The sequence below is a fragment of the Bacillus sp. DHT2 genome, assembly GCF_026241455.1.
GTDB classification, from domain to species: domain Bacteria; phylum Bacillota; class Bacilli; order Bacillales; family Bacillaceae_G; genus Bacillus_A; species Bacillus_A pseudomycoides.
The window spans coordinates 184,884-207,080 of record NZ_JAPHWH010000012.1 but is presented as its reverse complement, the minus strand read 5'-3'; the positions used below and the strand labels follow the sequence as shown (position 1 = coordinate 207,080).

Sequence of the window (22,197 nt, the reverse complement as noted above, 5' to 3'; positions counted from 1 at the left end):
AAAACGTGGAAAGACGATAATGCGAAAGAACGTCCGAAAACAATCAAAGTAGACCTACTACAAAATGGTAAAGTGATCGCAACGGAAGAAGTAAGTGAAGCAAGCGGCTGGAAATACGAATTTAAAGATTTAGCGGCATACGATGCGAATGGCGCTGCCTACAAGTATGAAGTGAAAGAACAAGCGGTAGATGGTTACAAATCAGAAGTAACTGGTTACGACATCACAAATACAAAAGTAGGTCAAACAAAAGTAGAAGGAACAAAAACGTGGAAAGACGATAATGCGAAAGAACGTCCGAAAACAATCAAAGTAGACCTACTACAAAATGGTAAAGTGATCGCAACGGAAGAAGTAAGTGAAGCAAGCGGCTGGAAATACGAATTTAAAGATTTAGCGGCATACGATGCGAATGGCGCTGCCTACAAGTATGAAGTGAAAGAACAAGCGGTAGATGGTTACAAATCAGAAGTAACTGGTTACGACATCACAAATACAAAAGTAGGTCAAACAAAAGTAGAAGGAACAAAAACGTGGAAAGACGATAATGCGAAAGAACGTCCGAAAACGATTCAAGTAGACTTACTTCAAAACGGTCAAAAGATTGATACGAAAGAAGTAAGTGAAGCAACAGGTTGGAAATACGAATTTAAAGACTTAGCGGTATACGATGCGAATGGAGTAGCCTACAAATATGAAGTGAAAGAACAACCAGTAGACGGATATCAATCTGAAGTGAACGGTTACGACATCACAAATACAAAAGTAGGTCAAACAAAAGTAGAAGGAACAAAAACGTGGAAAGACGATAATGCGAAAGAACGTCCGAAAACAATCAAAGTAGACCTACTACAAAATGGTCAGGCCATCAGCACACAAGAAGTAACAGAAGCAAGCGGCTGGAAGTATGAATTCAAAGACTTAGCGGCATACGATGCAGACGGAAAAGCCTACAAGTATGAAGTGAAAGAACAACCAGTAGACGGATATCAATCTGAAGTGAACGGTTACGACATCACAAATACAAAAACTGGTCAAACAAAAGTAGAAGGAAAGAAAACGTGGAAAGACGATAATGCGAAAGAACGTCCGAAAACAATCAAGGTAGACCTACTCCAAAATGGCAAATTGATTGATACGAAAGAAGTAAGTGAAGCAACAGGTTGGAAATACGAATTTAAAGACTTAGCGGCATACGATGCAGACGGCAAAGCCTACAAGTATGAAGTGAAAGAACAAGCGGTAGATGGGTACAAATCGGAAGTAAACGGTTATGACATTACGAATACAAAAATCAAGGACGAAACAGGTGTAGATCCAAACAAAGATCCAGACAAAGATCCAAATACAAACACAAACATAAATAGCGATTCAAAAGTTCCACCTACTAAAGAAAATGATAAGACGACAGCATTACTTCCTAAAACAGGTGGAACACCAACGGAAATGATTTCAATTATTGGAGGTATGGTATTGTTCGTTTTAGGTGGATTCCTATTCGCTCGTCAACGAATGAGATAATAAACAACTGGTTCTGGTGCAAGAAATCTATCAAACTTGGACATGCTGATCCTAGTAACTTAGAAAGACTGGAGATTATGTATATCAAAGTCAAATAATTTCAAATAGAAACTATCAAGGTATTATCTTGTTAATAGTAAGTGACTTAGTGAAGATAATAGGAGAACATAGATTATCTAATGCGTATACCTGATTGGTGAGGGCTTTCCATCAGTGGGAGATGAAGACCCCTCACCGGTGGAAGTTTCACTTTATAGCGTGCCGTTGATTCAGAAGGAAATACAACTGATTTTTATTTAGGAAAAACAAGAGATCATAAGGCCGCAAAGCGCTTTTTCAAGAAAGCTTTGCGGCCTTTTCATATTTCAAATCCGTGTGCTATCACTCTAGACAAGTATCTGGCGTAGAGTCGAAGGAAGAGAAAAAGATGCCAGCAAGCATTACGAAAAGACAGGTGAAATATCTAAATCACAATGTAGAACAAAATTATCGTTGTATTAGGAAACTGTTTAAAGTACTCGTGTTATTTTCTGAATAATTAGTTTTCCTAAGAGTTATAATGATATATTAAATAAAAAGGAGATGGGTTAAATAATGAGATATACACTTAAAGACCTTATAAATATAAACGAGTTCAAGAACATAACAGAACAATTTTATAATTTAACTAAAGTTCCATACTGTCTCCTCGATAATAATCAAAATGTTATATTTTTCAAAGGCGAACCTTTTTTTTATAATCAAAAAAGCAAATTGTTCAAAGAAACTTATATTCCCATCGTTATTGAACAGGAGCATATAGGGACCTTTGTTATTGGGACAAGTATTAATAAAGAGGTTATTGTAGATTCTCAGATAACACCTTTTAAATGTATTGTAAATCTCATTGAAGAGATGGCAACTCAACAATTATATTTAAAAAATTTTCATGAAAAAAATTCACAAATAAAAACCGTAACACAACATGATGAAAATCATTTATATAGCATATTACAAAATATGCCGATTATGATTAATGCTCTTGATGAAAAAGGAAGTATTATTATGTGGAATCGGGAATGTGAATTAGTAACTGGATATAGTGCAGATGAAATTATTAACAATCCTACAGCAATAGAATTGCTACACCCTGATAAAGCTTATAGAGATCAGTTATGTAACGATTTATTAAAAAATGGAAATGATTTTAGGGATTGGGAAGTGAACATAACTTGTAAAAATGGTGAGATAAAAACTATCATGTGGTCAAATATATTACAGAGTATTCCTATTTTAGGATGGAATATTGGAGCAATTGGGATTGATATAACCAACCGTAAGAGAATGGAAGAAAATCTTAAACAAACATCGGCTGAACTGGAATTAATTTTTAAAGCAATTCCTGATTTATACTTTTTGTCAGACCTTGATGGGACCATTAGGAAGTGTAAAACTAATTCTATATCTAAATTTTATGTTCAAATCGAAGAATTTATAGGGAAAAAAATTCAAGAGGTATTACCTGTTTCTATAACAAAGCAATTTGAGAAAGCTATTAATCAAATACAAATTTCAGCTGTTCCGGTTTTAATAGATTACCCTCTACAACTAGATGATGAAATTTATTATTTTGAAGCGAGACTTTTACCGCTTTTTAAGGATAAAATTATGATTATTGTACGTGATATTACAGAACGTAAAAAAACAACGGAATTATTAAAAAAATCAGACACCCTTAAAGCAGTAGGACAATTGGCAGCTGGAATTGCTCATGAAGTTCGTAACCCTTTAACAGTAATTAAAGGGTTCATGCAATTATTACAACAAGAAGTAGGAGAAGACAAGGAATATTTTAGGCTAATATTTTCTGAAATCAGAGGTATTGAAACAATTCTTCAAGAATTTTTATCTATTGCAAAACCGAACGTTGTAGTATTTGAACCTAAAAATCTTTGTACTATATTAGATAACGTGGTTGCTTTAATAAGTACGCAAGCAATTATGAAGAATATTCGTATTACATTAAACATGGATTTTGAAAATTTATTGGTTGAATGCTGCGAAATTCAATTAAAACAAGTTTTTTTTAATATTTTACAAAATTCTATTGAAGCTATACAGAATGGTCAAGAAATCACCATTAACGTGAAAACACATAATAGTACCGAGGTTATGATTTGTATTTCAGATAAAGGAGTAGGTATTCCACCAGAAAGAATTAAAAGGCTAGGGGAACCTTTCTATAGTACAAAAGAGAAGGGAACGGGTGTTGGGCTTATGATTAGTTATCAAATTATTGAAAGTCATGGTGGAAAAATAAACATAAGAAGCCAAGTAGGGAAAGGAACCACTGTTATAGTATTTTTGCCCATTTATAATAATGCGGTTGTTGATTTTAGTTGAAAACTGGATTGATAATTTACAATATGAAGGAAGATAAAGGACGTTTTTTGGGATATAAATTTATCCCGCTATTTGCGAGCATTAAGACTCCCACCTCAAGATTCCGAGAGAAGCGAAGAAGATAGGTGGGAGATAACTGCCCGTAAATACCCGATTGGTGAGGGCTAATAATCAGTGGAGGATGAAGAAAACTCCACTGATTAAAGTTGTACTTTATTTCTCAATATGTAACATCCTGTCAAATAATGATAGATTATCATACAATAATAATGAAGGATTTTTACATAAAATTATGGAACTTTAATAAATACATCTCCATATGTCGTATCTACCATTTCCTCTTTACAATAAGCGATGATAAAGTAGAGATAGGAATATAGCAAAGGGGTAAATTGTAGAATGGATTTTCAAACAATCAAAGAGTATTTTTCAGCAGAAAATATGGATCAGCTTGTAGCTAGTTATCGGGCACTTGGACCGCTCCTTGGTATTAGCTTGCCGATGGTAGAGGCACTTATCCCGGCACTGCCACTTATTTTGTTTGTGATGGCAAATGCAGTTGCCTTCGGGTTTTGGCTTGGTTTTTTGTATTCATGGCTTGGATCGGTTCTTGGTGCATTAATTGTATTTTCAGTTATTCGTCGTTTTGGAAGAAGTCGATTCTTCTCGTTTGTGAATAAACATCCGAAAGTGCGCAAAGCGATGGGATGGATTGAGCGAAAAGGATTCGCACCTATTTTTATATTATTTTGTTTTCCTTTTACGCCGTCTGCACTTATTAATGTTGTGGCTGGTTTATCACGTATTAGTAGACGACAATTTGTGTTAGCGTTAGCGCTTGGAAAGTTAGTCATGATTCTTATTTTAAGTTATATTGGGCATGATTTAACTTCTTTTATCCATAAGCCTGTGAAAACTATTATTGTCATAGGTGTCATTTTTATTTTATGGTATGTCGGTAAGAAGATTGAGGTAAAGCTAGAACTACATTAAGACTAGTCTTCGCTGTAATTACAACTTCATTATAGGAAAAGGGTGAGGGGAGAGGCGGATGAAGCGAGCTTTGAAAAAAGAAGGCCTAGAGTGGATGAGAACAATCTTTATAGGTGTGCTATTAGCTGTTTTTTTTCGAACGTTTTTCTTCTCAACGTATGTTGTAGAGGGAAAGTCAATGATGCCGACACTTCAAGATGGAAATATGCTTGTTGTGAATAAGGTTAGCTATCAAGTTGGGGAGTTGAACCGATTTGATGTTGTCGTGTTTCATGCGAATAAAAAGGAAGACTATGTAAAGCGAATTATCGGTTTACCAGGCGATCGGATTGAATATAAGCATGACAAATTGTATATAAACGGTCAATTTATTGATGAGCCTTATTTGGAAACATATAAGAGGCAAGCGGAAGGCCGGCAGTTGACAGGTGATTTTACGTTAGAAGAATTAACGAGAGAAAAGGCTGTTCCGAAGGGGTATATTTTTGTGATTGGTGATAATCGTCTCGGCAGTTGGGATAGCAGGCATTTTGGATTTGTAAAAGCAGATACTGTTGTCGGGAAAGTGGATTTACGCTATTGGCCGATTAATGAAGTGCAAACGAATTTTTCAAAAGGATAATGAAAGAGTTTACAGCTTATAGGGAAGGAAAAGACAAGCAGCCTCTGTTTGTCTTTTTTCCTGTCCTATAATACAATGATGACAGCAAACTAACGTTCGTTATGTAAGTGAAAGGTGGGGATTACATGTCGCTTCGATTTGTGATTGGACGAGCTGGAAGTGGAAAAAGTACATTTTGTTTACATGAAGTGCAAGAAGAATTAGGGCAGCGTCCAAGAGGCGAAACAATTTTATATCTTGTACCGGAACAAATGACGTTCCAAACGCAGCAAGCTTTAATAGGTAATGAAGGAGTTAGCGCCTCCATCAGGGCGCAAGTTTTTAGTTTTTCAAGGTTAGCGTGGAAGGTCTTGCAAGAAGTTGGTGGTGCAAGCCGCCTTCATATTGATGAGGCTGGCGTGCATATGTTACTACGTAAAATTGTAGAAGCGCGTAAAGAAGGATTGTATGTGTTTCAAAAAGCAGCAGAACAAAATGGCTTTTTTGAACATTTAGGCAGCATGATTGCCGAGTTTAAACGTTATAATGTAACGCCATCGAATGTATATGAGATGTGGCAACAGTTAGATGCTCACAGTAGCGGTGATGAACAAAAATTATTAGCAAATAAAATGTACGACCTTCAGCTTTTATATGATGATTTTGAACGGGCTTTAATTGGTAAATATTTAGATTCAGAAGATTATTTACAGTTGCTTGTAGAAAAGCTTCCGGATTCTGATTATGTAAAAGGCGCAGAAATTTATATAGACGGATTTCATTCATTTTCACCTGGGGAATTAGAGATTATTAGACAGCTCATGATTTGCGGAGCAAGAATAACAATTACGTTAACAGTAGATGAAAAAACATTATCGCAGCCAACAAGTGAACTAGATTTGTTTTATCAAACAGTACTTACGTATGAAAAGGTAAAACAACTGGCACGTGAGGAGAAAATCGCAGTTGAAAGTACAATTTCAATGAGCGAACAGCCACGTTTTCTTTCGCCAGCATTGGCACATCTAGAAGCTGAGTTTGAATCTCGTCCGTCTAAGAAGTTCCAAAGTGAACCAGACATTACATTATATACAGCGGCAAACTTGCGAGCGGAAGTTGAAGGTGTAGCTAGGGAAATTCGCAGACTTGTTGCGGAAGAGGAGTATCGCTACAGAGATATTACGGTTCTTCTTCGTAATGGAGAAAGCTATTATGATGTAATGAAAACATTGTTTACTGATTACGATATTCCGCACTTTATCGATGAAAAGCATCCAATGTCACATCATCCATTGATTGAATGCATTCGTTCTGCACTAGAAGTGATTAGCGGGAATTGGCGTTATGATGCTATTTTTCGCTGTATAAAAACGGAATTATTATATCCGTTGGATGTGAGAAAAGAATCAATGCGCGAAGAAATGGATGAGTTTGAAAATTACTGTTTAGCATATGGCGTACAAGGAAAGAGATGGACAGCAGATGAGCCTTGGACGTATCGTCGTTATCGTTCGCTAGATGGAGTAAACGGAATGCAAACAGATAGCGAACGTGAAATGGAAGAGAAAATAAACCGCCTTCGTGATGTGGTAAGGACACCAATTATTCGTTTGCAGAAGCGTTTAAAACGTGCAAGTTCAGTTGTACAAATGTGTGAAGCGGTTTATTTGTTTTTAGAAGAATTAGATGTTCCTAAAAAACTGGAAGATTTGCGTATGCGTGCTGAGGCAGAAGGGAATTTTCTATTTGCAAGTGACCATGATCAAGTTTGGGAAGAAGTAATGAATCTTCTTGATACATTTGTAGAAATGCTTGGTGAGGAAAAGATGTCTCGTTCAATGTTTATCGATGTAATGACAACGGGACTTGAGGCACTTCAATTTGCAAATATCCCGCCTTCTTTAGATCAAGTGCTCATTGCGAACATTGATCGTTCAAGGTTATCGGATATTCGCGCGGCTTTTGTGATTGGTGCGAATGAAGGAATCATTCCAGCAGCCCCTTCAGATGAAGGGATGTTATCGGATGAAGAAAGGGAATTTCTCGTTACGGCTGGTGTAGAATTAGCACCAACAACAAGGCAGACGTTATTAGAAGAGCAATTTGTTATTTATCAAACAGTAACTCGTGCATCTGAGAAGTTATATATTTCTTGCCCCCTTGCGGATGAAGAAGGAAAGACGCTACTTTCATCTAGCTTTATTAAGAAAGTGAAAAGAATGTTTCCTTCTGTTAAAGAAGTATTTGTAACGAATGATGTGAATGATTTATCTCGTCAGGTACAAATTTCGTATGTAGCAACGCCAGAGGTTACCTTGTCATATGTAACGCAGCAATTACAAAATTGGAAACGATATGGTTTTGAAGGGAACCTTGATTTTTGGTGGGATGTTTACAACTTCTATGTTACATCGCCCGAGTGGAAGCAAAAAAGTAGTCGTGTACTATCTAGTTTATTTTATCGAAACCGTGCGCAGAAGCTTAGCTCAGTTGTAAGTAGAGATCTATACGGAGATAAAATTAAAGGAAGCGTCTCTCGCATGGAATTATTTAATCGATGCGCATATGCTCATTTTGCGCAGCATGGATTATCGCTGAGAGAGCGTGATATTTTCAAGTTAGATGCACCGGATATCGGCGAATTATTCCATGCAGCATTAAAGAAAATTGCAGACAAGTTACTTAGGGAAAATCGTACTTGGGCTGATTTATCGATAAAAGAGTGTGAGCATCTTTCTGCCGTAGTAATTGAAGAAATCGCACCGTTATTACAAAGACAAATTTTATTAAGTTCTAATCGGAATTATTATTTGAAACAAAAGTTACAGCAAATCATTTTCCGTACGTCACTTATCCTTCGTGAACATGCGAAGTCCAGTGGATTTGTGCCAGTTGATTTAGAGGTTCCATTTGGTATGGGCGGGACAGGCTCACTTCCGCCGATGGAGTTTTCGTTGCCAAACGGTGTGAAAATGGAAGTTGTTGGTCGGATTGACCGTGTAGATAAAGCGGAAGACGAAAATGGTACCTTCCTTCGCATTATTGATTATAAATCGAGCACAAAAGCTTTAGATTTAACAGAAGTATATTATGGGTTAGCACTTCAAATGTTAACGTATTTAGACGTTGTTATTTCAAATGCGAATACGTGGATGAAAAAAGATGGAACGGCATCACCTGCTGGCGTTTTATATTTCCATATTCATAACCCGATTGTGGAGATGAAGGGCGACGCTTCAGAAGAAGAGATTGAAAAGGAAATTTTAAAGAAATTTAAAATGAAAGGTCTCGTACTAGGAGATGCGGATGTTGTTCGATTGATGGATAACAAGCTTTCAACGGGAAGTTCAGACATTATTTCTGCAGGTCTGAAAAAAGATGGTAGCTTTAGTGCGCGTTCTAGTATTGCAAGTGAGCAAGAATTTACAACCTTACAGCAATATGTACATCATACATTTGAAAACATCGGGAAAGACATTACAGAAGGTGTCATTGATATCGCACCGTATAAAATGGGGAACAAAGCAGCGTGTACATTCTGTAATTTCCGCTCAGTTTGTCAATTTGATGAATCACTTGAAGACAATCAGTTCCGTACATTAAAAGATATGAAAGATAGTGAAGCGATGGAGAAAATGAGAGAGGAGGTTGGCGGAGAATGATAGAGAATTGGCCAAAGAAACCTGAAGGTAGTCAATGGACAGATGATCAATGGAAGGCAGTCGTCAGAGATGGCCGTGATATTTTAGTAGCGGCGGCAGCGGGATCGGGAAAGACAGCTGTACTTGTAGAAAGAATTATTCGTAAAATTATTAATGCCGAGAATCCAGTAGATGTGGATCGCTTGCTTGTCGTAACATTTACAAATGCAGCGGCACAAGAGATGAAAAACAGAATAGGTGAAGCGTTAGAAAAAGTATTAATTGATGAGCCAGGATCAGGGCATGTTCGGAAACAGCTCAGCTTATTAAATAAAGCATCCATTTCAACCATTCACTCGTTCTGTTTACAAGTGATTCGAACGTACTATTATATGCTCGACGTTGATCCACGTTTTCGCATTGCTAATCAGACGGAAAATGAATTGTTAAAAGAAGAAGTATTAGATGACATATTAGAAGAGGAATATGGAATCGAAGGAAATGACATTTTCTTTGAACTAGTTGATCGATATACGAGCGATCGTAGTGATGATGACCTGCAGCGTATGATTTTAGCGCTTCATACGGAATCGAGGGCACATCCAGATCCAGAGAAGTGGCTGGATAAGCTTGTCGAAGCATATGATGTGGAAGGGAAAGCAATTGAAGACTTAACGTATGCAACTTATTTATTAGAAGATGTGAAGTTTCAGCTGGAAACTGCTGAAAAGCATATTCGGAAAGCAATTGAGTTAGCTATGCTTCCGGATGGGCCAGCGCCTCGCATTGAGACATTACAAGCGGACCTTGTGTTACTCGGGACGTTATCTAGTGCAGCACATCAGTCTTGGACAAGTGTATATGAAGCGATGCAAAATGTTTCGTGGCAAACGTTAAAGCGTATTAAAAAGAGTGATTACAATGAAGAGATTGTCAAACAAGTAGATTCACTTAGAAATAAAGCGAAAGATGAAGTGAAGAAGCTACAAGAAGAGTTGTTTAGCCGGAAACCAGAAAGCTTTTTACGTGATTTCAAGGATATGCACCCTGTACTAGAAAAGGTTGTTCAGATTGTAAAAGTATTTACTGAGCGTTTTCAAACGATAAAGCGTGATAAAGGAATGGTTGATTTCACAGATTTAGAGCATTTTTGCTTACAAATTTTAAGTGAACGTACGAACGATGGCGAGCTTCGTCCATCACCAGTTGCGCTTCAATATCGGAATAAATTTGCCGAAGTACTTGTCGATGAATATCAAGATACGAACTTTGTGCAGGAGTCAATTATTAAGTTTGTAACGAAAGACTTTGAACAAGAAGGTAATCTGTTTATGGTCGGCGACGTAAAACAGTCGATATACCGATTCCGATTAGCAGAGCCTGGCTTATTTCTAGGAAAGTATAAACGTTTTACACCTGAAGGAATAGACGGCGGGATGAAGATTGATTTAGCCAAAAACTTCCGCAGTCGTCATGAAGTACTAGCAGGTACGAACTTTATTTTTAAACAAATTATGGGTGAAACTGTCGGGGAAATCGATTACGATGCTGATGCTGAACTAAAGTTAGGTGCGAGCTACCCAGAAGGAGAAGATGTAGCAGCCGAACTGTTATGTATTCATCAATCTGAGGGAGAAGAATCGGTAGAGGGAGAAGACGGTGTAGAAGTAGAAAAAGCACAGCTTGAAGCACGTTTAATGGCGCAGCGAATTAAAGCGATGGTTGATTCAGGTTATGAAGTATATGATCGTAAAACAGATAGCATGCGCCCTGTGAAATACCGTGACTTTGTCATTTTACTTCGCTCGATGCCGTGGGCTCCGCAAATTATGGAAGAGTTAAAATTACAAGGCATTCCTGTTTATGCTGAGCTCGCGACAGGTTATTTTGAAGCGACAGAAGTGACCGTTATGATGAATGTGTTTCGGGTAATTGATAATCCGATGCAAGATATTCCGCTTGCTGCTGTGCTTCGTTCCCCGATTGTTGGGTTAAATGATGAAGAGCTTGCGATGTTACGTGCTCATGAGAAAAAAGGTTCGTTTTATGAAGTGATGTGTTCCTTCTTACAAGGCGCGCCGCTTGAAGAAGAGGCAGAATTACATGGGAAATTACAATGGTTCTATAATCTCTTGCAAGGGTGGCGTGAATTTGCGCGCCAGCAGTCTCTTTCTGATTTAATTTGGAAAGTATATCGTGAGACGGGTTATTACGATTTCGTTGGTGGTCTTCCAGCGGGAAAACAGCGTCAAGCTAACTTACGCGTACTATATGATCGCGCAAGGCAGTACGAAGCAACATCTTTCCGCGGGTTATTCCGTTTCCTTCGCTTTATTGAACGTATTTTAGAGCGCGGGGACGACATGGGAACAGCGAGAGCGCTTAGTGAACAAGAAGATGTAGTTCGAATTATGACGATTCATAAAAGTAAAGGGTTAGAGTTCCCAGTTGTATTTGTAGCGGGGCTTGGGCGCCGTTTTAATACACAAGATTTAATGAAACGATTCTTATTACACAAAGATTTCGGTTTTGGATCACAGTTTATTGATCCTCGTAAACGAATTAAATATACAACGTTATCACAACTAGCCATTAAACGTAAAATGAAGATGGAACTAATTGCGGAAGAGATGCGCGTATTATATGTTGCTCTAACGCGTGCAAAAGAAAAACTGATTTTAATTGGTACGGTGAAAGATAAAGAAAAAGAAATTGAAAAGTGGCTTGACTCGCGTGAACATACAGATTGGTTGTTACCGGATTACGTTCGTGCAGGAGCATCTTGTTACTTAGATTGGATTGCACCGTCACTATATAGACATCGTGATAGCGAAATGCTTCTTGAGCTTGGACAAGGAAATATACCAAATGAAATTTATGAATACGATGCGAGCTGGAAAGTGGAAGTGGTTGATGGTAGCACTTTACTTGCACCGGAACCAGTACAAGAAGAAAAGCAAGAATTGTTAGAAGCGCTTCGTGAGAAAAAACCTGTTCCTCTAGAAAGTGAACGAAAAGAAGAGGTGTATGCTCGTTTAACTTGGGAATATGCGTATGAAGGTGCAACAGCGCATCGGGCGAAGCAGTCTGTTACTGAGATAAAGCGGAATTATCAATCGGAAGATGGAAGTGATAATGCCTTTATTAAAAAACTTCGTACTCCTATAAAAACGCGTCCTCGTTTTATGGAGAAAAAGGGGTTAACTTATGCTGAACGGGGGACAGCTGTTCACGCCGTAATGCAACATGTTAATTTACAAAAACCGATCACGCTTGAAACCGTTGAAGAGCAAATTGCGGAAATGGTAAATAAAGAATTACTAACATTTGAGCAAGCAGAAGAAATTACGATTGATCGAATTGTAGCATTTTTTGATACAGATCTTGGTAAGCGTGTTTTAGCTGCGAAAAGTGTAGAACGTGAAGTGCCGTTTACGATGATGCTTTCAGCGGAAGAAGCGTATCAAGATTGGCAAAATCAGAGCAGAGAATCTGTACTTGTCCAAGGGGTTATCGATTGTATGATAGAAGAGGAAGACGGAGTTGTATTAATCGATTTTAAAACAGATACAATTGAAGGGAAGTTCTCAGGTGGATTCGATCAAGCAAAGCCGATTTTAGAAGAACGTTATAAAGTACAGCTTTCATTATATGCGAAAGCGTTAGAGAAAAGTTTACATCATCCAGTGAAAGAAAAGTGTTTATATTTCTTTGATGGAAATCACATAGTACATGTTGATTAACAAAGTAAGTGAAACATACATCAAAGTATAAATGTGAAAAAGGGGAAAGATGTAACTCTAGGAAGGGAGTATGTAAAATGGTAACTTCCAAAAAAAGTTTAAGAATTTGTGATAATGGACACCAATACTATAAAAGTAGCGATTGTCCTTCTTGCCCGATCTGTGAGAAAGAACGAAAACCGGAAAGTGGATTTCTTTCACTTCTCTCGGCACCAGCAAGAAGAGCATTGGAACACAATGAAATAACTTCTTTGCAGCAGCTCTCAAAATGTAGTGAGAAAGAGATTTTACAACTGCACGGTATGGGGTCAGCATCTTTACCTAAACTTAGAACTGCTTTGAAGGAAAGTGGGTTATCATTCAAAGGCTAAACAATAAGAATGATTACACTTATTGAAGCGCGAACAACAAAATCAAAAGAACGAAAAAAGTAGGAGAATAATTCTCCTACTTTTTTTAAGCCGTTCCAATTTGATCTTGATCTGCAACATCTGAATCGAATGTATTTGTTGCGCTGACACCGTTAAATGTATTAACAACAAAAGCAACATTTGATGCTCCTGAACCGTTATATGCCTTTGTATTTTCCTTAGGAGAGACATTATAGAAGTCACCTAAGTTAAAAGAGCCATTACTATTTTGAACAATGAGGTTTCCAACGACAGAGGGCATGTTATTCACCTACTTTATCAGTCTTCTTTAACATCACTATATGATTTATTTGTTGAAAGGTTCATCTGTAATATATTGACGGAGTTGGTGAATGCGTGAATTATTAAATGCATAGTCAACGGAGCCGATTTGAAAGCAGGCAGAATTTAATAAAGTACGAATCGTAACATCATTTACTTCAATGAAGGGACATTCATTTATAATATTCACTTTGACATCTGTCGATCTTTTGGGAATTGTAATATACTCATCTGTAAAGATTTTAAAAGCCTCGAAACTTCCTTCATCTTTTAAATAAAAAGGGATTTCTCGATGAACAATAAGTGCACGACTTTTTAATTCCATCTGTTTCGCATCGCCAACTTGAAAAACACTAGCAATCCCCATAGAAATAACTTTGGATTGATGAACAACTGAAATGTGCTGAAGCATAAAGCTCCCTCCTTAACCTGGAGTAGTAGGCGCGGCAGTTACGAGAGGTACAAATGGACCCTCGGTAACTGATTCGAAAGGTGTATCGAGAATAGAAGAGAGAATGAGAAGGTTCGCATCACCGATTAGAAAAAGTGCAGATGAAGATACCCCGTTCATTTTAATCTGACCAACTTTCATTTCACGATTTATCACGTTAAAATTCATATAAACTTACTCCTTTCGAAAATTGTTCGGTATGTGCTGAATAAAGGAAAGGAATGCTTTATCAATATCTTGTTTCATAGCTTGAATAATTGTATCTTTCATATACTGAGGATCTGATGTAATCTCTTCATACGGTTGTACTTGTGATAAATAGTAAGGAAGGCGATGTTCCATTTGTTTTTTTATATCATCGATCATCATTTGTCGATACATATCATCGAGTGGTGTCCGCTGTTCTTGTTCAAAATGAAGAATTCTATTATATGCTTCTTCATCTAAATAGCGATGCATTTCTTGAATAATGCCTTGATAAAAATCAGGAGTTGTTTGTGTTTCTGGATTTACTTTTAATGTTTCTGTATCCACCTCAAAATCTTCAATTTGTTGTCCTTTCGTTGCGAATGGATTTAAGCCGATATTTAACGTACCATTTAAGTTTTCTACTTTTAATTGATCGAATTTATATTCTACTTTTCCTATAGAAGAGGAGGGCCGGCCTTTTAGTTCATCAAGTTCTTCCCTTAATGTCTGTACTTGCTCTTCTAATGCATGAATTGCTTCTTGTTGTTTTTGAAGAACTTGTTGAAATTGTTGTAGGTAAATATATACATCTTGATTCACTGTGTGAAGCCTCCTTTTTTGAACAGGGAGGTGTGTTTCTGGGTGTTCTACATATAACTATTTTGATTTTCCAACATATAAGTTGTTGCTATGAAGAACAAAAGATGACATGGATGCATTTTTTCTCTTTGTTTTCACTTGGAATGGGACAGGAAAAGGATTTGACCGCTTCTATGCATGGCCGGATGCTCTCTCCCACCTAAAAAGAATGGCTTTATGTCGGTTTTTCAATTTGTATTTATATATGTTTATGACATAAAGAGCTTAAGAAGAACCCATCATCGGTTTAATAGAAATAATTTGTCCTTTTGATTTTAAGGGGCGAAGTGGCGCTGTAAATCCACCTGTATTGGAAAATTTAGATAATGCTTTAATGCTGCCGGCACTTCCAATTTGAAAAACGGAGGATGTTGTAATGCTCTCAATTCTTATCTTATTAATGATAATACTTTGCTGTACATAAAAGTTCACTTACGAATCGCCTCCTTTAGTTGGATCCAATTATAGCTTGATCGATTATGTCTGTATCATTGACTGTTGTCGCATTTTGATAATTGTATACTGAAATATTTTCACCCACATTAAAAGAACCAGCTCCTGCAAAAGCACGTGAGTAACTAATCGGTCTAATTGCAAATACATCTCCAACATGAAAAATACCACTTGATCCAATGTTAACGATATGAATATGTCCAACCATCGCTGGCATAGCAAACACCTTTCATAAATAAAATTTTTCTTGCTGTTATTATGCGTGTTCTATATGAAAAATCAAGATCCTTTTCTATTATTGTATGGGCGTTTTCATTAAAATGTGTCTTTTTTCAAATAAAAGACACACACTTCATTGTGTGTGTTCGTCTATAGTATAAGTTGAGGTAAAATCCGCTTTCAAAAGCCAAACCACATTTAAGAGCCTGTCCAGTTCTTGGCTACAATCCACTGTTTTTTGAGAAGTTATTCCGTAACGTTCAGCAAAATACATCATTTTCTCACGTTTTTTTTCAATCGCTTGCTCAAACATAGAATCGGCTCCATCTCTTTATAAATTTTAAGTATATATGTAGTACATATTATACAAAAGTTCCATAAAAAAGAAATAGCTTCGATAAAAAAAGTAAAAATTCTACATTTTATTCCAAAATAACATCGGACAGTGTGAAAAATGAAGAATCTTGTAAAAATTAAAATGTATTGGCAGGTTTTTTTTAAAGGAATGCGAATACAATTACATTGTATGAGTTTTAGGATGGAGAGTGGAAATCATGCGGTTTGTTACAGTGAAGAAGGAAGAGAAAGTATTTGTTGGCATTGTGGATGAGTATGAAGAAAAAGTGCTGCATATTAGAGAAGCACAGCGGCAAAAAGGCGAAAAGATTACAGTTCCTATTACAATGCTAGAGTGTATCGAAAAAGGAAATGCTTTTATTGAAAAGGTGGTAGAAATTATAAATTGGGCAAAGGAAAATGAAACGACGGCGTATTATCCATTGCAAGACGTTAAAACATTAGCACCTATTCCAAGACCAAGAAAGAATATTCTTTGCGTCGGAAAAAACTATCGTGATCATGCGATAGAGATGGGTGGAGAAGAGTCTATTCCGAAAGATATCATGATTTTCACAAAGGCGCCGACGACGGTTATCGGGAATGGAGAGAAAATTCACAGTCATCCGCATGCAACGAGTGAACTAGATTATGAAGGAGAACTCGCAATTGTGATTGGGAAACGCGGAAAACAAATTGCAAAAGATAAGGCGCTTGAATATGTTTTCGGTTATACGATTGTAAATGACATAACTGCTCGAGATATTCAAAGAAAACATAAACAATTTTTCTTAGGAAAAAGTTTTGATACATTTTGCCCAATGGGGCCGTATTTAGTTCATAAGACGGCTATTGAAACCCCGAATCAATTAGATATTGAAACAAGAGTGAACGGAGAGGTTCGGCAAACTTCAAATACTGCAAATATGATATTTTCAATAGAAGATATTATTTCTATCGTAAGTAAAGGGATGACGTTAGAGCCTGGGGATATTATTGCGACTGGAACACCAGCGGGAGTTGGGAAAGGGTTTATACCACCTAAATTTCTAAGCGCTGGTGATGAAGTGACAATAACGGTGCAGCATGTTGGAACGCTTCAAAACCTGGTCAAATAGTACGTTATATATTTGGCTCATCCCTATTTTATTTGCATTTCATAATGCTGAGGAATATTATTTTTTCCCTGAAATGAAATATTTCCAACCGATTCGTATGGAAGAAAACGCGGGGCAAAAACAATATTTCTTCATTGCATTATGTTTGTTAACAAGCATTGTCTTTCTGTTTGTGTGTATTCATTCTATATTTAAAAAGAAAGTCACGCTTTATATATTGCTCGTTATACAAGCGATGATTTTGATGAATGGGTTGTTTCATATCACTGGGGCAATTTTGACAGAAAGATATGTTCCAGGATTGGTAACGGCAGTGATATTCATTATACCTTTTTCATTGTTTTGGTTTCGGAGAGGGATAAGAAATGATCGGTGGGAATTGAAACATGTGATTGTCTCCTGTATAGCAGGTGTGTTGCTTCTATTTCCGGTTATCGTTGGGATATTGCTTTTCTCAAAAATGATTGTTTCATGAAACAAGCTGCCTCGTAAGAGACAGCTTGTTTTGATTAAGATAATACCGCTTTAATTTTTTGGAATGCCCACTCTAGGTCTTCCTCAGAAATAACAAGAGGTGGTGCGATACGAATTACATTTTCATGTGTTTCTTTACATAATAAACCCGCTTCTTTTAATTTTTCGCAATATGGACGAGCAGGCTCGTTCAATTCGATTCCGATAAATAATCCTTTACCACGGATTTCTGTGATCATAGGATTATCAATTTCTTTTAATTGTCCTACTAATTTTTCACCTAATTGAAGAGAACGCTCTGTTAATTTCTCATCTAATAATATGTCAAGAGCTGCAATAGAAACAGCACATGCAAGTGGATTACCACCGAATGTAGAGCCGTGAGAACCTGGTTCGAATACGCCTAAAATATCGCGATTTGCTGCAACGCAAGAAATTGGGAATACGCCGCCGCCAAGTGCTTTACCAAGTATGTACATGTCAGGAATTACGTTGTCCCAATCACATGCAAATAGTTTACCAGTACGACCTAAACCAGTTTGAATTTCGTCAGCTACAAATAAAACGTTTTCTTTTTTACATACATCGTATGCTTCTTTTAGGAATCCAGCTGGTGGAATGTTAATTCCTGCTTCTCCTTGAATTGGTTCTAAAATAAATGCAGCTGTATTTGGTGTAATTGCAGCTTTTAATGCTTCTAAATCACCGTAAGGAATCACAATAATGCCAGGAAGCATTGGTCCGAAGCCACGTTTGTATTCTTCATTGGATGACATGGAAACTGCTCCCATTGTACGACCATGGAAGTTATCTTCACAAACGATAATTTCAGCTCTATTTTCTTCAACCTTTTTCACATCATATGCCCAGCGACGTGCTGTTTTGATTGCGGTTTCAACAGCTTCCGCACCTGTATTCATTGGAAGTACCATATTTTTATTTGTTAATTCCGCTACTTTTTCGTACCAAGGACCTAATTGATCACTATGGAAGGCACGTGAAGTTAACGTAACACGGTTTGCTTGTTCAATTAAAGCGTCAATAATTTTCGGATGACGGTGTCCTTGGTTTACCGCAGAATATGCACTAAGTAAGTCCATGTAGCGGTTTCCTTCAGGATCTTCTACCCAAACTCCGTCTGCTTTCGAAATTACGATTGGTAGCGGATGATAGTTGTGAGCTCCATATGTGTCTGTTAGTTCGATAATATCTTTTGTTTGAATCATGATTGTTCCCCCTTTTGTTATTACAAGAAGTTTATAAATACTCTAAATATTATATCATTTAAATGTAAAAAAGCGAAATATTTCCTGAAAAGAAGTGGACATGGTATCATATAAAGTGAAAAAGTGTGAAAAGAGGAGGTTGGGATATCGTGACAACACACATGCATATTACAGCGTGGGCATTAGGGCTTATTTTATTCTTTGTGGCGTATTCTATGTATACGGCAGGAAGAAAAGGTAAAGGCGTACATATGGGGCTTCGTCTTGTGTATATCATCATCATTGTAACGGGTTTCTTACTGTATCAAAGCATTATGAAAACAGCAACAGGGAACATGCATATGTGGTATGGCCTAAAAATGTTAGTTGGTGTTTGGGTTATTGCTGCAATGGAAATGATTCTTGTGAAAACAAGTAAGAAGAAACCAGCAGGGGCGTTTTGGGTTCAATTTATTATTGCGCTTGTTATTGTACTATATCTTGGATTACGATTACCGATGGGATTTTCACCATTTGCGTAAAATAGAACCATCTTATTTTTCTGTAAAGGAGAATAAGATGGTTTTTGTTTAATGGTTTGTCAAATTTGAACTTATATGAAATGAAATGCATTTATGAGGTTTGATTACGGAAAAGATAGAGACGAGGTATAGCTATTGTAATAAAAATAAGAAGAATCGCTCGTTCTATAGAGAATGAGTGATTCTTCTTATTTTTGTATTCACGTAGATTCTATATGTAGTTGTTCCCCGTTTGTTTTTGTAAATTGAAATATATTCTTATTACAAGTGGAATACCGAACGTAATGATGGTGCAACGAGCAAATCATTTCTTCGTTATCAAATAATAGAAGGTTTACACCTTCACAAGGCCCTTCTTTCGGCTGAAACGATAAGAAATTATGACAATATATACAGTCATATAAAGAATAATTGAAGGACTGCAATGTTTCTGCAAATAACGCAAAAGCGGAATCGGATAGTTCTTCTAACCATTCATGATAACTGAGTAGTAATTTTTTACGAATTCGTATCATTTCACCATTTTGCAATGGATGATGTTCATTTGCAATTTGTAATATGTTTTGTTCGTAGAATCTTGCCGGTAGCCAATTGTTGTTATATAAAACTTCAAATCCATCCTCAATAATATCCTCAAGCAAAAATGCTTCATCATTTTCATCATCAAAGAATATCCATTCATTGTTTATATATTCCACATTCCCAATTGTATGAGCACGCGGTTGATTATACAAAATATGTTTGCGTTGTTTCATTCGTGATTTCTCCTTTTATAGAAGTAGTTATTCCTGTTATGGACAGTTCAGGCATTCTTTATAACTATGGAACACCTAAAGAAAGGTGGGCATAGAATAAAAACATGCTTCATACAGTGAATTTTTTATCCGGACGGCGAAATTCCGTCTGGATCATTAGCCCTCATCAATTAGGCTTTTACGTGCAGTTGTTTCAGTTCAGCCTTTTTGGTTCTATTTGGGTTTTGAACGGAGTAAAGTTATACGGATATAGGATAGGAAGGATGATTTATATGTGCGGGATTACAGGATGGATTGATTATAAGCGGTCGTTAGAAGGTGAAAGAGAAACGGTTACGAAGATGGCAGAAACACTTGCAAAGCGCGGTCCAGATGATACGAATGTCTGGATCAAAAGGCATGTTGCTTTTGGGCATAAACGTTTAATTGTGGTTGATCCTGAAGGCGGGAAACAGCCGATGACATGTACATGTATGAAAGAAGAAGAGTATTACACAATTTGTTATAATGGGGAACTTTATAATACAGAAGATATTCGTAAAGAATTAATGCAAAGAGGTTATAGATTTAAAGGGCATTCTGATACGGAAGTATTATTAGCGTCTTATATCGAATGGAAAGAAGAATGTGTGAATCATTTAAATGGAATATATGCTTTTGCAGTTTGGGATGAGAAAAAAGAACAAGTGTTTATTGCACGGGATCGATTAGGTGTGAAACCATTATTTTATAAATATGGAAACGGAAGATTATTGTTTGCTTCAGAATTAAAAGCTATTTTAGCTCATCCAGATGTAAAGACAGAAGTTACGACAGAGGGACTATCAGAAATATTTGGATTAGGACCGTCTCGAACACCTGGACATGGTATTTATGCAGGAATTCAAGAGCTACGTCCAGGTCATGTTCTTACTTTTTCAAAAGATGGTTTATGTATATGGCGCTATTGGAATGTTGAGAGTAAAAAACATGAACATTCATTTGAAGAAACAGTAGAACAAGTACGGTTCCTGCTTAAGGATGCAATTACAAGACAATTGGTTTCAGATGTACCGTTATGTACATTTTTGTCGGGTGGGGTAGATTCAAGTGCCATTACAGCGTTTACGGCAATGGCATATGAAAGAGAAGGAAAAGGGAAGTTGCATACGTATTCGATTGATTATGAAGATAATGAAAAATATTTTAAAGCAAATGCTTTTCAACCAAATTCGGATGCACCATTTATTGATTTGATGACAGAAACATTTGGTACAATTCATCACCGCTGTGTGATTTCCAATGAACAGTTAGCGGAGTATTTAACAGAAGCAGTACTCGTTCGCGATTTACCTGGTATGGCAGATATCGATTCTTCATTATTATGGTTTTGCCGAGAAATTAAACAAGATTTTGTCGTCGGTTTGTCGGGCGAATGTGCCGATGAAATCTTTGGAGGTTATCCATGGTTTTACCGGGAAGATGATTTGCAATCAAGTGCATTCCCTTGGATGCGTTCTACAGAGGCACGCGAACAACTTCTGAAAAAAGAATGGCGTGATAAATTAAAACTGCAAGAATATGTACAACGACGCTACGAAGAATCTATACAGGAAGTGCCGGTTTTAGAAGGAGAAAGTACAATTGAAGCAAAAAGACGACAATTATTTTATTTGAATATGGTTTGGTTTATGACGACATTATTAGACAGAAAGGATCGTATGAGTATGGGAGCGAGCCTAGAAGTACGTGTTCCATTTGCGGATCATCGTCTTGTCGAATATGCGTGGAATATTCCTTGGGAAATGAAAATGTATAAAAATCGCGAAAAAGGTCTATTACGTAAAGCATTAGAAGGTGCATTACCAAATGATATATTGTACAGAAAGAAAAGTCCGTATCCAAAAACGCACAATCCGCACTACACAGAAGCAGTAACAGTGTGGTTACAGAATCTGTTAACAGATAAAAACTCAATTTTGCATGAGTTGTTTGATAAAGAACAATTACAAGGGTTGATTCAATCAGGTGGTAGTGCGTTTCAAACGCCATGGTTTGGTCAGTTGATGACCGGGCCACAACTATTGGCACATTTGGCACAAATTCATGTGTGGTTTAAGGAGTATGGGGTAAATATTAAAGAATAGTGAAAAGTGGCTCACAATCATTGTGAGCCGCTTTTTTTCGCTATTTAACTTGAATATACATTTCCAGAATATGGGCCATTTATCTATTCTTAATGTCTCAAAGGAATAACTAATTTG

At 36.9% G+C, this 22,197-nt stretch carries 20 protein-coding genes and 1 pseudogene; 12 read left to right on the top strand and 9 right to left on the bottom strand.

Going from position 1 to position 22,197, the window contains the following annotated elements; all coding sequences use genetic code 11:
• From ORL93_RS24020 to ORL93_RS23990, 8 genes and pseudogenes are all read left to right on the top strand, one after another.
• Positions 1 to 1,521: Cna B-type domain-containing protein (locus ORL93_RS24020; protein ID WP_265959620.1), on the top strand; the 1,521-nt coding region annotated here is incomplete at its 5' end.
• A gap of 257 nt (positions 1,522 to 1,778) precedes the next feature.
• Positions 1,779 to 2,044 (top strand): annotated as a pseudogene (locus ORL93_RS31595) (DDE-type integrase/transposase/recombinase); the annotation flags it as partial.
• 71 nt (positions 2,045 to 2,115) lie between these two features.
• Positions 2,116 to 3,903, top strand: a complete 1,788-nt coding sequence (locus ORL93_RS24015; protein WP_097794837.1) for a PAS domain-containing sensor histidine kinase — start codon at positions 2,116 to 2,118, stop codon at positions 3,901 to 3,903.
• A 399-nt stretch (positions 3,904 to 4,302) separates the two neighbouring features.
• Complete coding sequence (locus tag ORL93_RS24010; protein ID WP_006093908.1) at positions 4,303 to 4,896, top strand: TVP38/TMEM64 family protein; 594 nt, start codon at positions 4,303 to 4,305, stop codon at positions 4,894 to 4,896.
• 58 nt (positions 4,897 to 4,954) lie between these two features.
• The gene (gene lepB / locus ORL93_RS24005; RefSeq protein WP_003206131.1) at positions 4,955 to 5,518 is read left to right on the top strand and encodes a signal peptidase I; all 564 of its coding nucleotides are present in this window, start codon (positions 4,955 to 4,957) and stop codon (positions 5,516 to 5,518) included.
• A gap of 125 nt (positions 5,519 to 5,643) precedes the next feature.
• Positions 5,644 to 9,159 carry a helicase-exonuclease AddAB subunit AddB gene (gene addB / locus ORL93_RS24000; RefSeq protein ID WP_097794836.1) on the top strand — a complete coding sequence of 1,172 codons (3,516 nt, stop codon included), beginning with the start codon at positions 5,644 to 5,646 and terminating at the stop codon, positions 9,157 to 9,159.
• The gene (gene addA, locus ORL93_RS23995; protein WP_098160974.1) at positions 9,156 to 12,881 is read left to right on the top strand and encodes a helicase-exonuclease AddAB subunit AddA; all 3,726 of its coding nucleotides are present in this window, start codon (positions 9,156 to 9,158) and stop codon (positions 12,879 to 12,881) included. The genes addB and addA overlap by 4 nt, the downstream gene beginning before the upstream one ends.
• Before the next feature lie 77 nt (positions 12,882 to 12,958).
• Positions 12,959 to 13,252 (top strand): RNA polymerase alpha subunit C-terminal domain-containing protein, encoded by a 294-nt coding sequence (locus tag ORL93_RS23990; RefSeq protein WP_097794834.1) that lies wholly within the window; start codon positions 12,959 to 12,961, stop codon positions 13,250 to 13,252.
• A gap of 85 nt (positions 13,253 to 13,337) precedes the next feature.
• Here the strand turns inward: ORL93_RS23990 and gerPF are convergent, their stop codons facing one another.
• The 7 genes from gerPF to ORL93_RS23955 all read right to left on the bottom strand — a co-directional run bounded on the left by gerPF (position 13,338) and on the right by ORL93_RS23955 (position 15,837).
• Complete coding sequence (gene gerPF, locus ORL93_RS23985; protein WP_017152885.1) at positions 13,338 to 13,553, bottom strand: spore germination protein GerPF; 216 nt, start codon at positions 13,551 to 13,553, stop codon at positions 13,338 to 13,340.
• A gap of 45 nt (positions 13,554 to 13,598) precedes the next feature.
• Complete coding sequence (locus ORL93_RS23980; protein WP_006093913.1) at positions 13,599 to 13,985, bottom strand: spore germination protein GerPE; 387 nt, start codon at positions 13,983 to 13,985, stop codon at positions 13,599 to 13,601.
• Positions 13,986 to 13,997: 12 nt separating this feature from the next.
• On the bottom strand, positions 13,998 to 14,192 hold the full coding sequence (locus tag ORL93_RS23975) for a hypothetical protein (RefSeq protein ID WP_018766557.1): 195 nt from the start codon (positions 14,190 to 14,192) through the stop codon (positions 13,998 to 14,000).
• A gap of 6 nt (positions 14,193 to 14,198) precedes the next feature.
• On the bottom strand, positions 14,199 to 14,813 hold the full coding sequence (gerPC, locus tag ORL93_RS23970; RefSeq protein WP_097794833.1) for a spore germination protein GerPC: 615 nt from the start codon (positions 14,811 to 14,813) through the stop codon (positions 14,199 to 14,201).
• A gap of 264 nt (positions 14,814 to 15,077) precedes the next feature.
• Positions 15,078 to 15,284 carry a spore germination protein GerPB gene (locus tag ORL93_RS23965; RefSeq protein WP_097794832.1) on the bottom strand — a complete coding sequence of 69 codons (207 nt, stop codon included), beginning with the start codon at positions 15,282 to 15,284 and terminating at the stop codon, positions 15,078 to 15,080.
• A 16-nt stretch (positions 15,285 to 15,300) separates the two neighbouring features.
• A complete protein-coding gene (locus tag ORL93_RS23960) occupies positions 15,301 to 15,522 on the bottom strand; it encodes a spore germination protein (RefSeq protein ID WP_006093916.1) in 222 nt (73 codons plus the stop codon).
• 135 nt (positions 15,523 to 15,657) lie between these two features.
• Entirely contained in the window at positions 15,658 to 15,837 is a 180-nt protein-coding gene (locus ORL93_RS23955) for an aspartyl-phosphate phosphatase Spo0E family protein (protein ID WP_003206142.1), read from the bottom strand.
• Positions 15,838 to 16,078: 241 nt separating this feature from the next.
• Between ORL93_RS23955 and ORL93_RS23950 the strand changes: the two genes are divergently transcribed.
• The gene (locus tag ORL93_RS23950; RefSeq protein WP_141556396.1) at positions 16,079 to 16,978 is read left to right on the top strand and encodes a fumarylacetoacetate hydrolase family protein; all 900 of its coding nucleotides are present in this window, start codon (positions 16,079 to 16,081) and stop codon (positions 16,976 to 16,978) included.
• Entirely contained in the window at positions 16,947 to 17,453 is a 507-nt protein-coding gene (locus ORL93_RS23945) for an HXXEE domain-containing protein (RefSeq protein ID WP_097794830.1), read from the top strand. The genes ORL93_RS23950 and ORL93_RS23945 overlap by 32 nt, the downstream gene beginning before the upstream one ends.
• 34 nt (positions 17,454 to 17,487) lie before the next feature.
• Here ORL93_RS23945 and rocD read toward each other — a convergent pair whose 3' ends face one another.
• The gene (gene rocD / locus ORL93_RS23940) at positions 17,488 to 18,678 is read right to left on the bottom strand and encodes an ornithine aminotransferase (protein ID WP_265959619.1); all 1,191 of its coding nucleotides are present in this window, start codon (positions 18,676 to 18,678) and stop codon (positions 17,488 to 17,490) included.
• A 161-nt stretch (positions 18,679 to 18,839) separates the two neighbouring features.
• On the opposite strand from rocD, the gene ORL93_RS23935 reads away from it, so the two are divergent.
• Entirely contained in the window at positions 18,840 to 19,199 is a 360-nt protein-coding gene (locus ORL93_RS23935) for a YisL family protein (RefSeq protein ID WP_033794635.1), read from the top strand.
• A gap of 200 nt (positions 19,200 to 19,399) precedes the next feature.
• Here ORL93_RS23935 and ORL93_RS23930 read toward each other — a convergent pair whose 3' ends face one another.
• Positions 19,400 to 19,954, bottom strand: a complete 555-nt coding sequence (locus ORL93_RS23930) for a DUF2777 domain-containing protein (RefSeq protein WP_003195877.1) — start codon at positions 19,952 to 19,954, stop codon at positions 19,400 to 19,402.
• A gap of 272 nt (positions 19,955 to 20,226) precedes the next feature.
• Here ORL93_RS23930 and asnB point away from each other — a divergent pair, with 272 nt between their 5' ends.
• Positions 20,227 to 22,080 carry an asparagine synthase (glutamine-hydrolyzing) gene (gene asnB / locus ORL93_RS23925; RefSeq protein ID WP_265959618.1) on the top strand — a complete coding sequence of 618 codons (1,854 nt, stop codon included), beginning with the start codon at positions 20,227 to 20,229 and terminating at the stop codon, positions 22,078 to 22,080.
• The last annotated feature ends 117 nt before the right edge of the window (positions 22,081 to 22,197 follow it).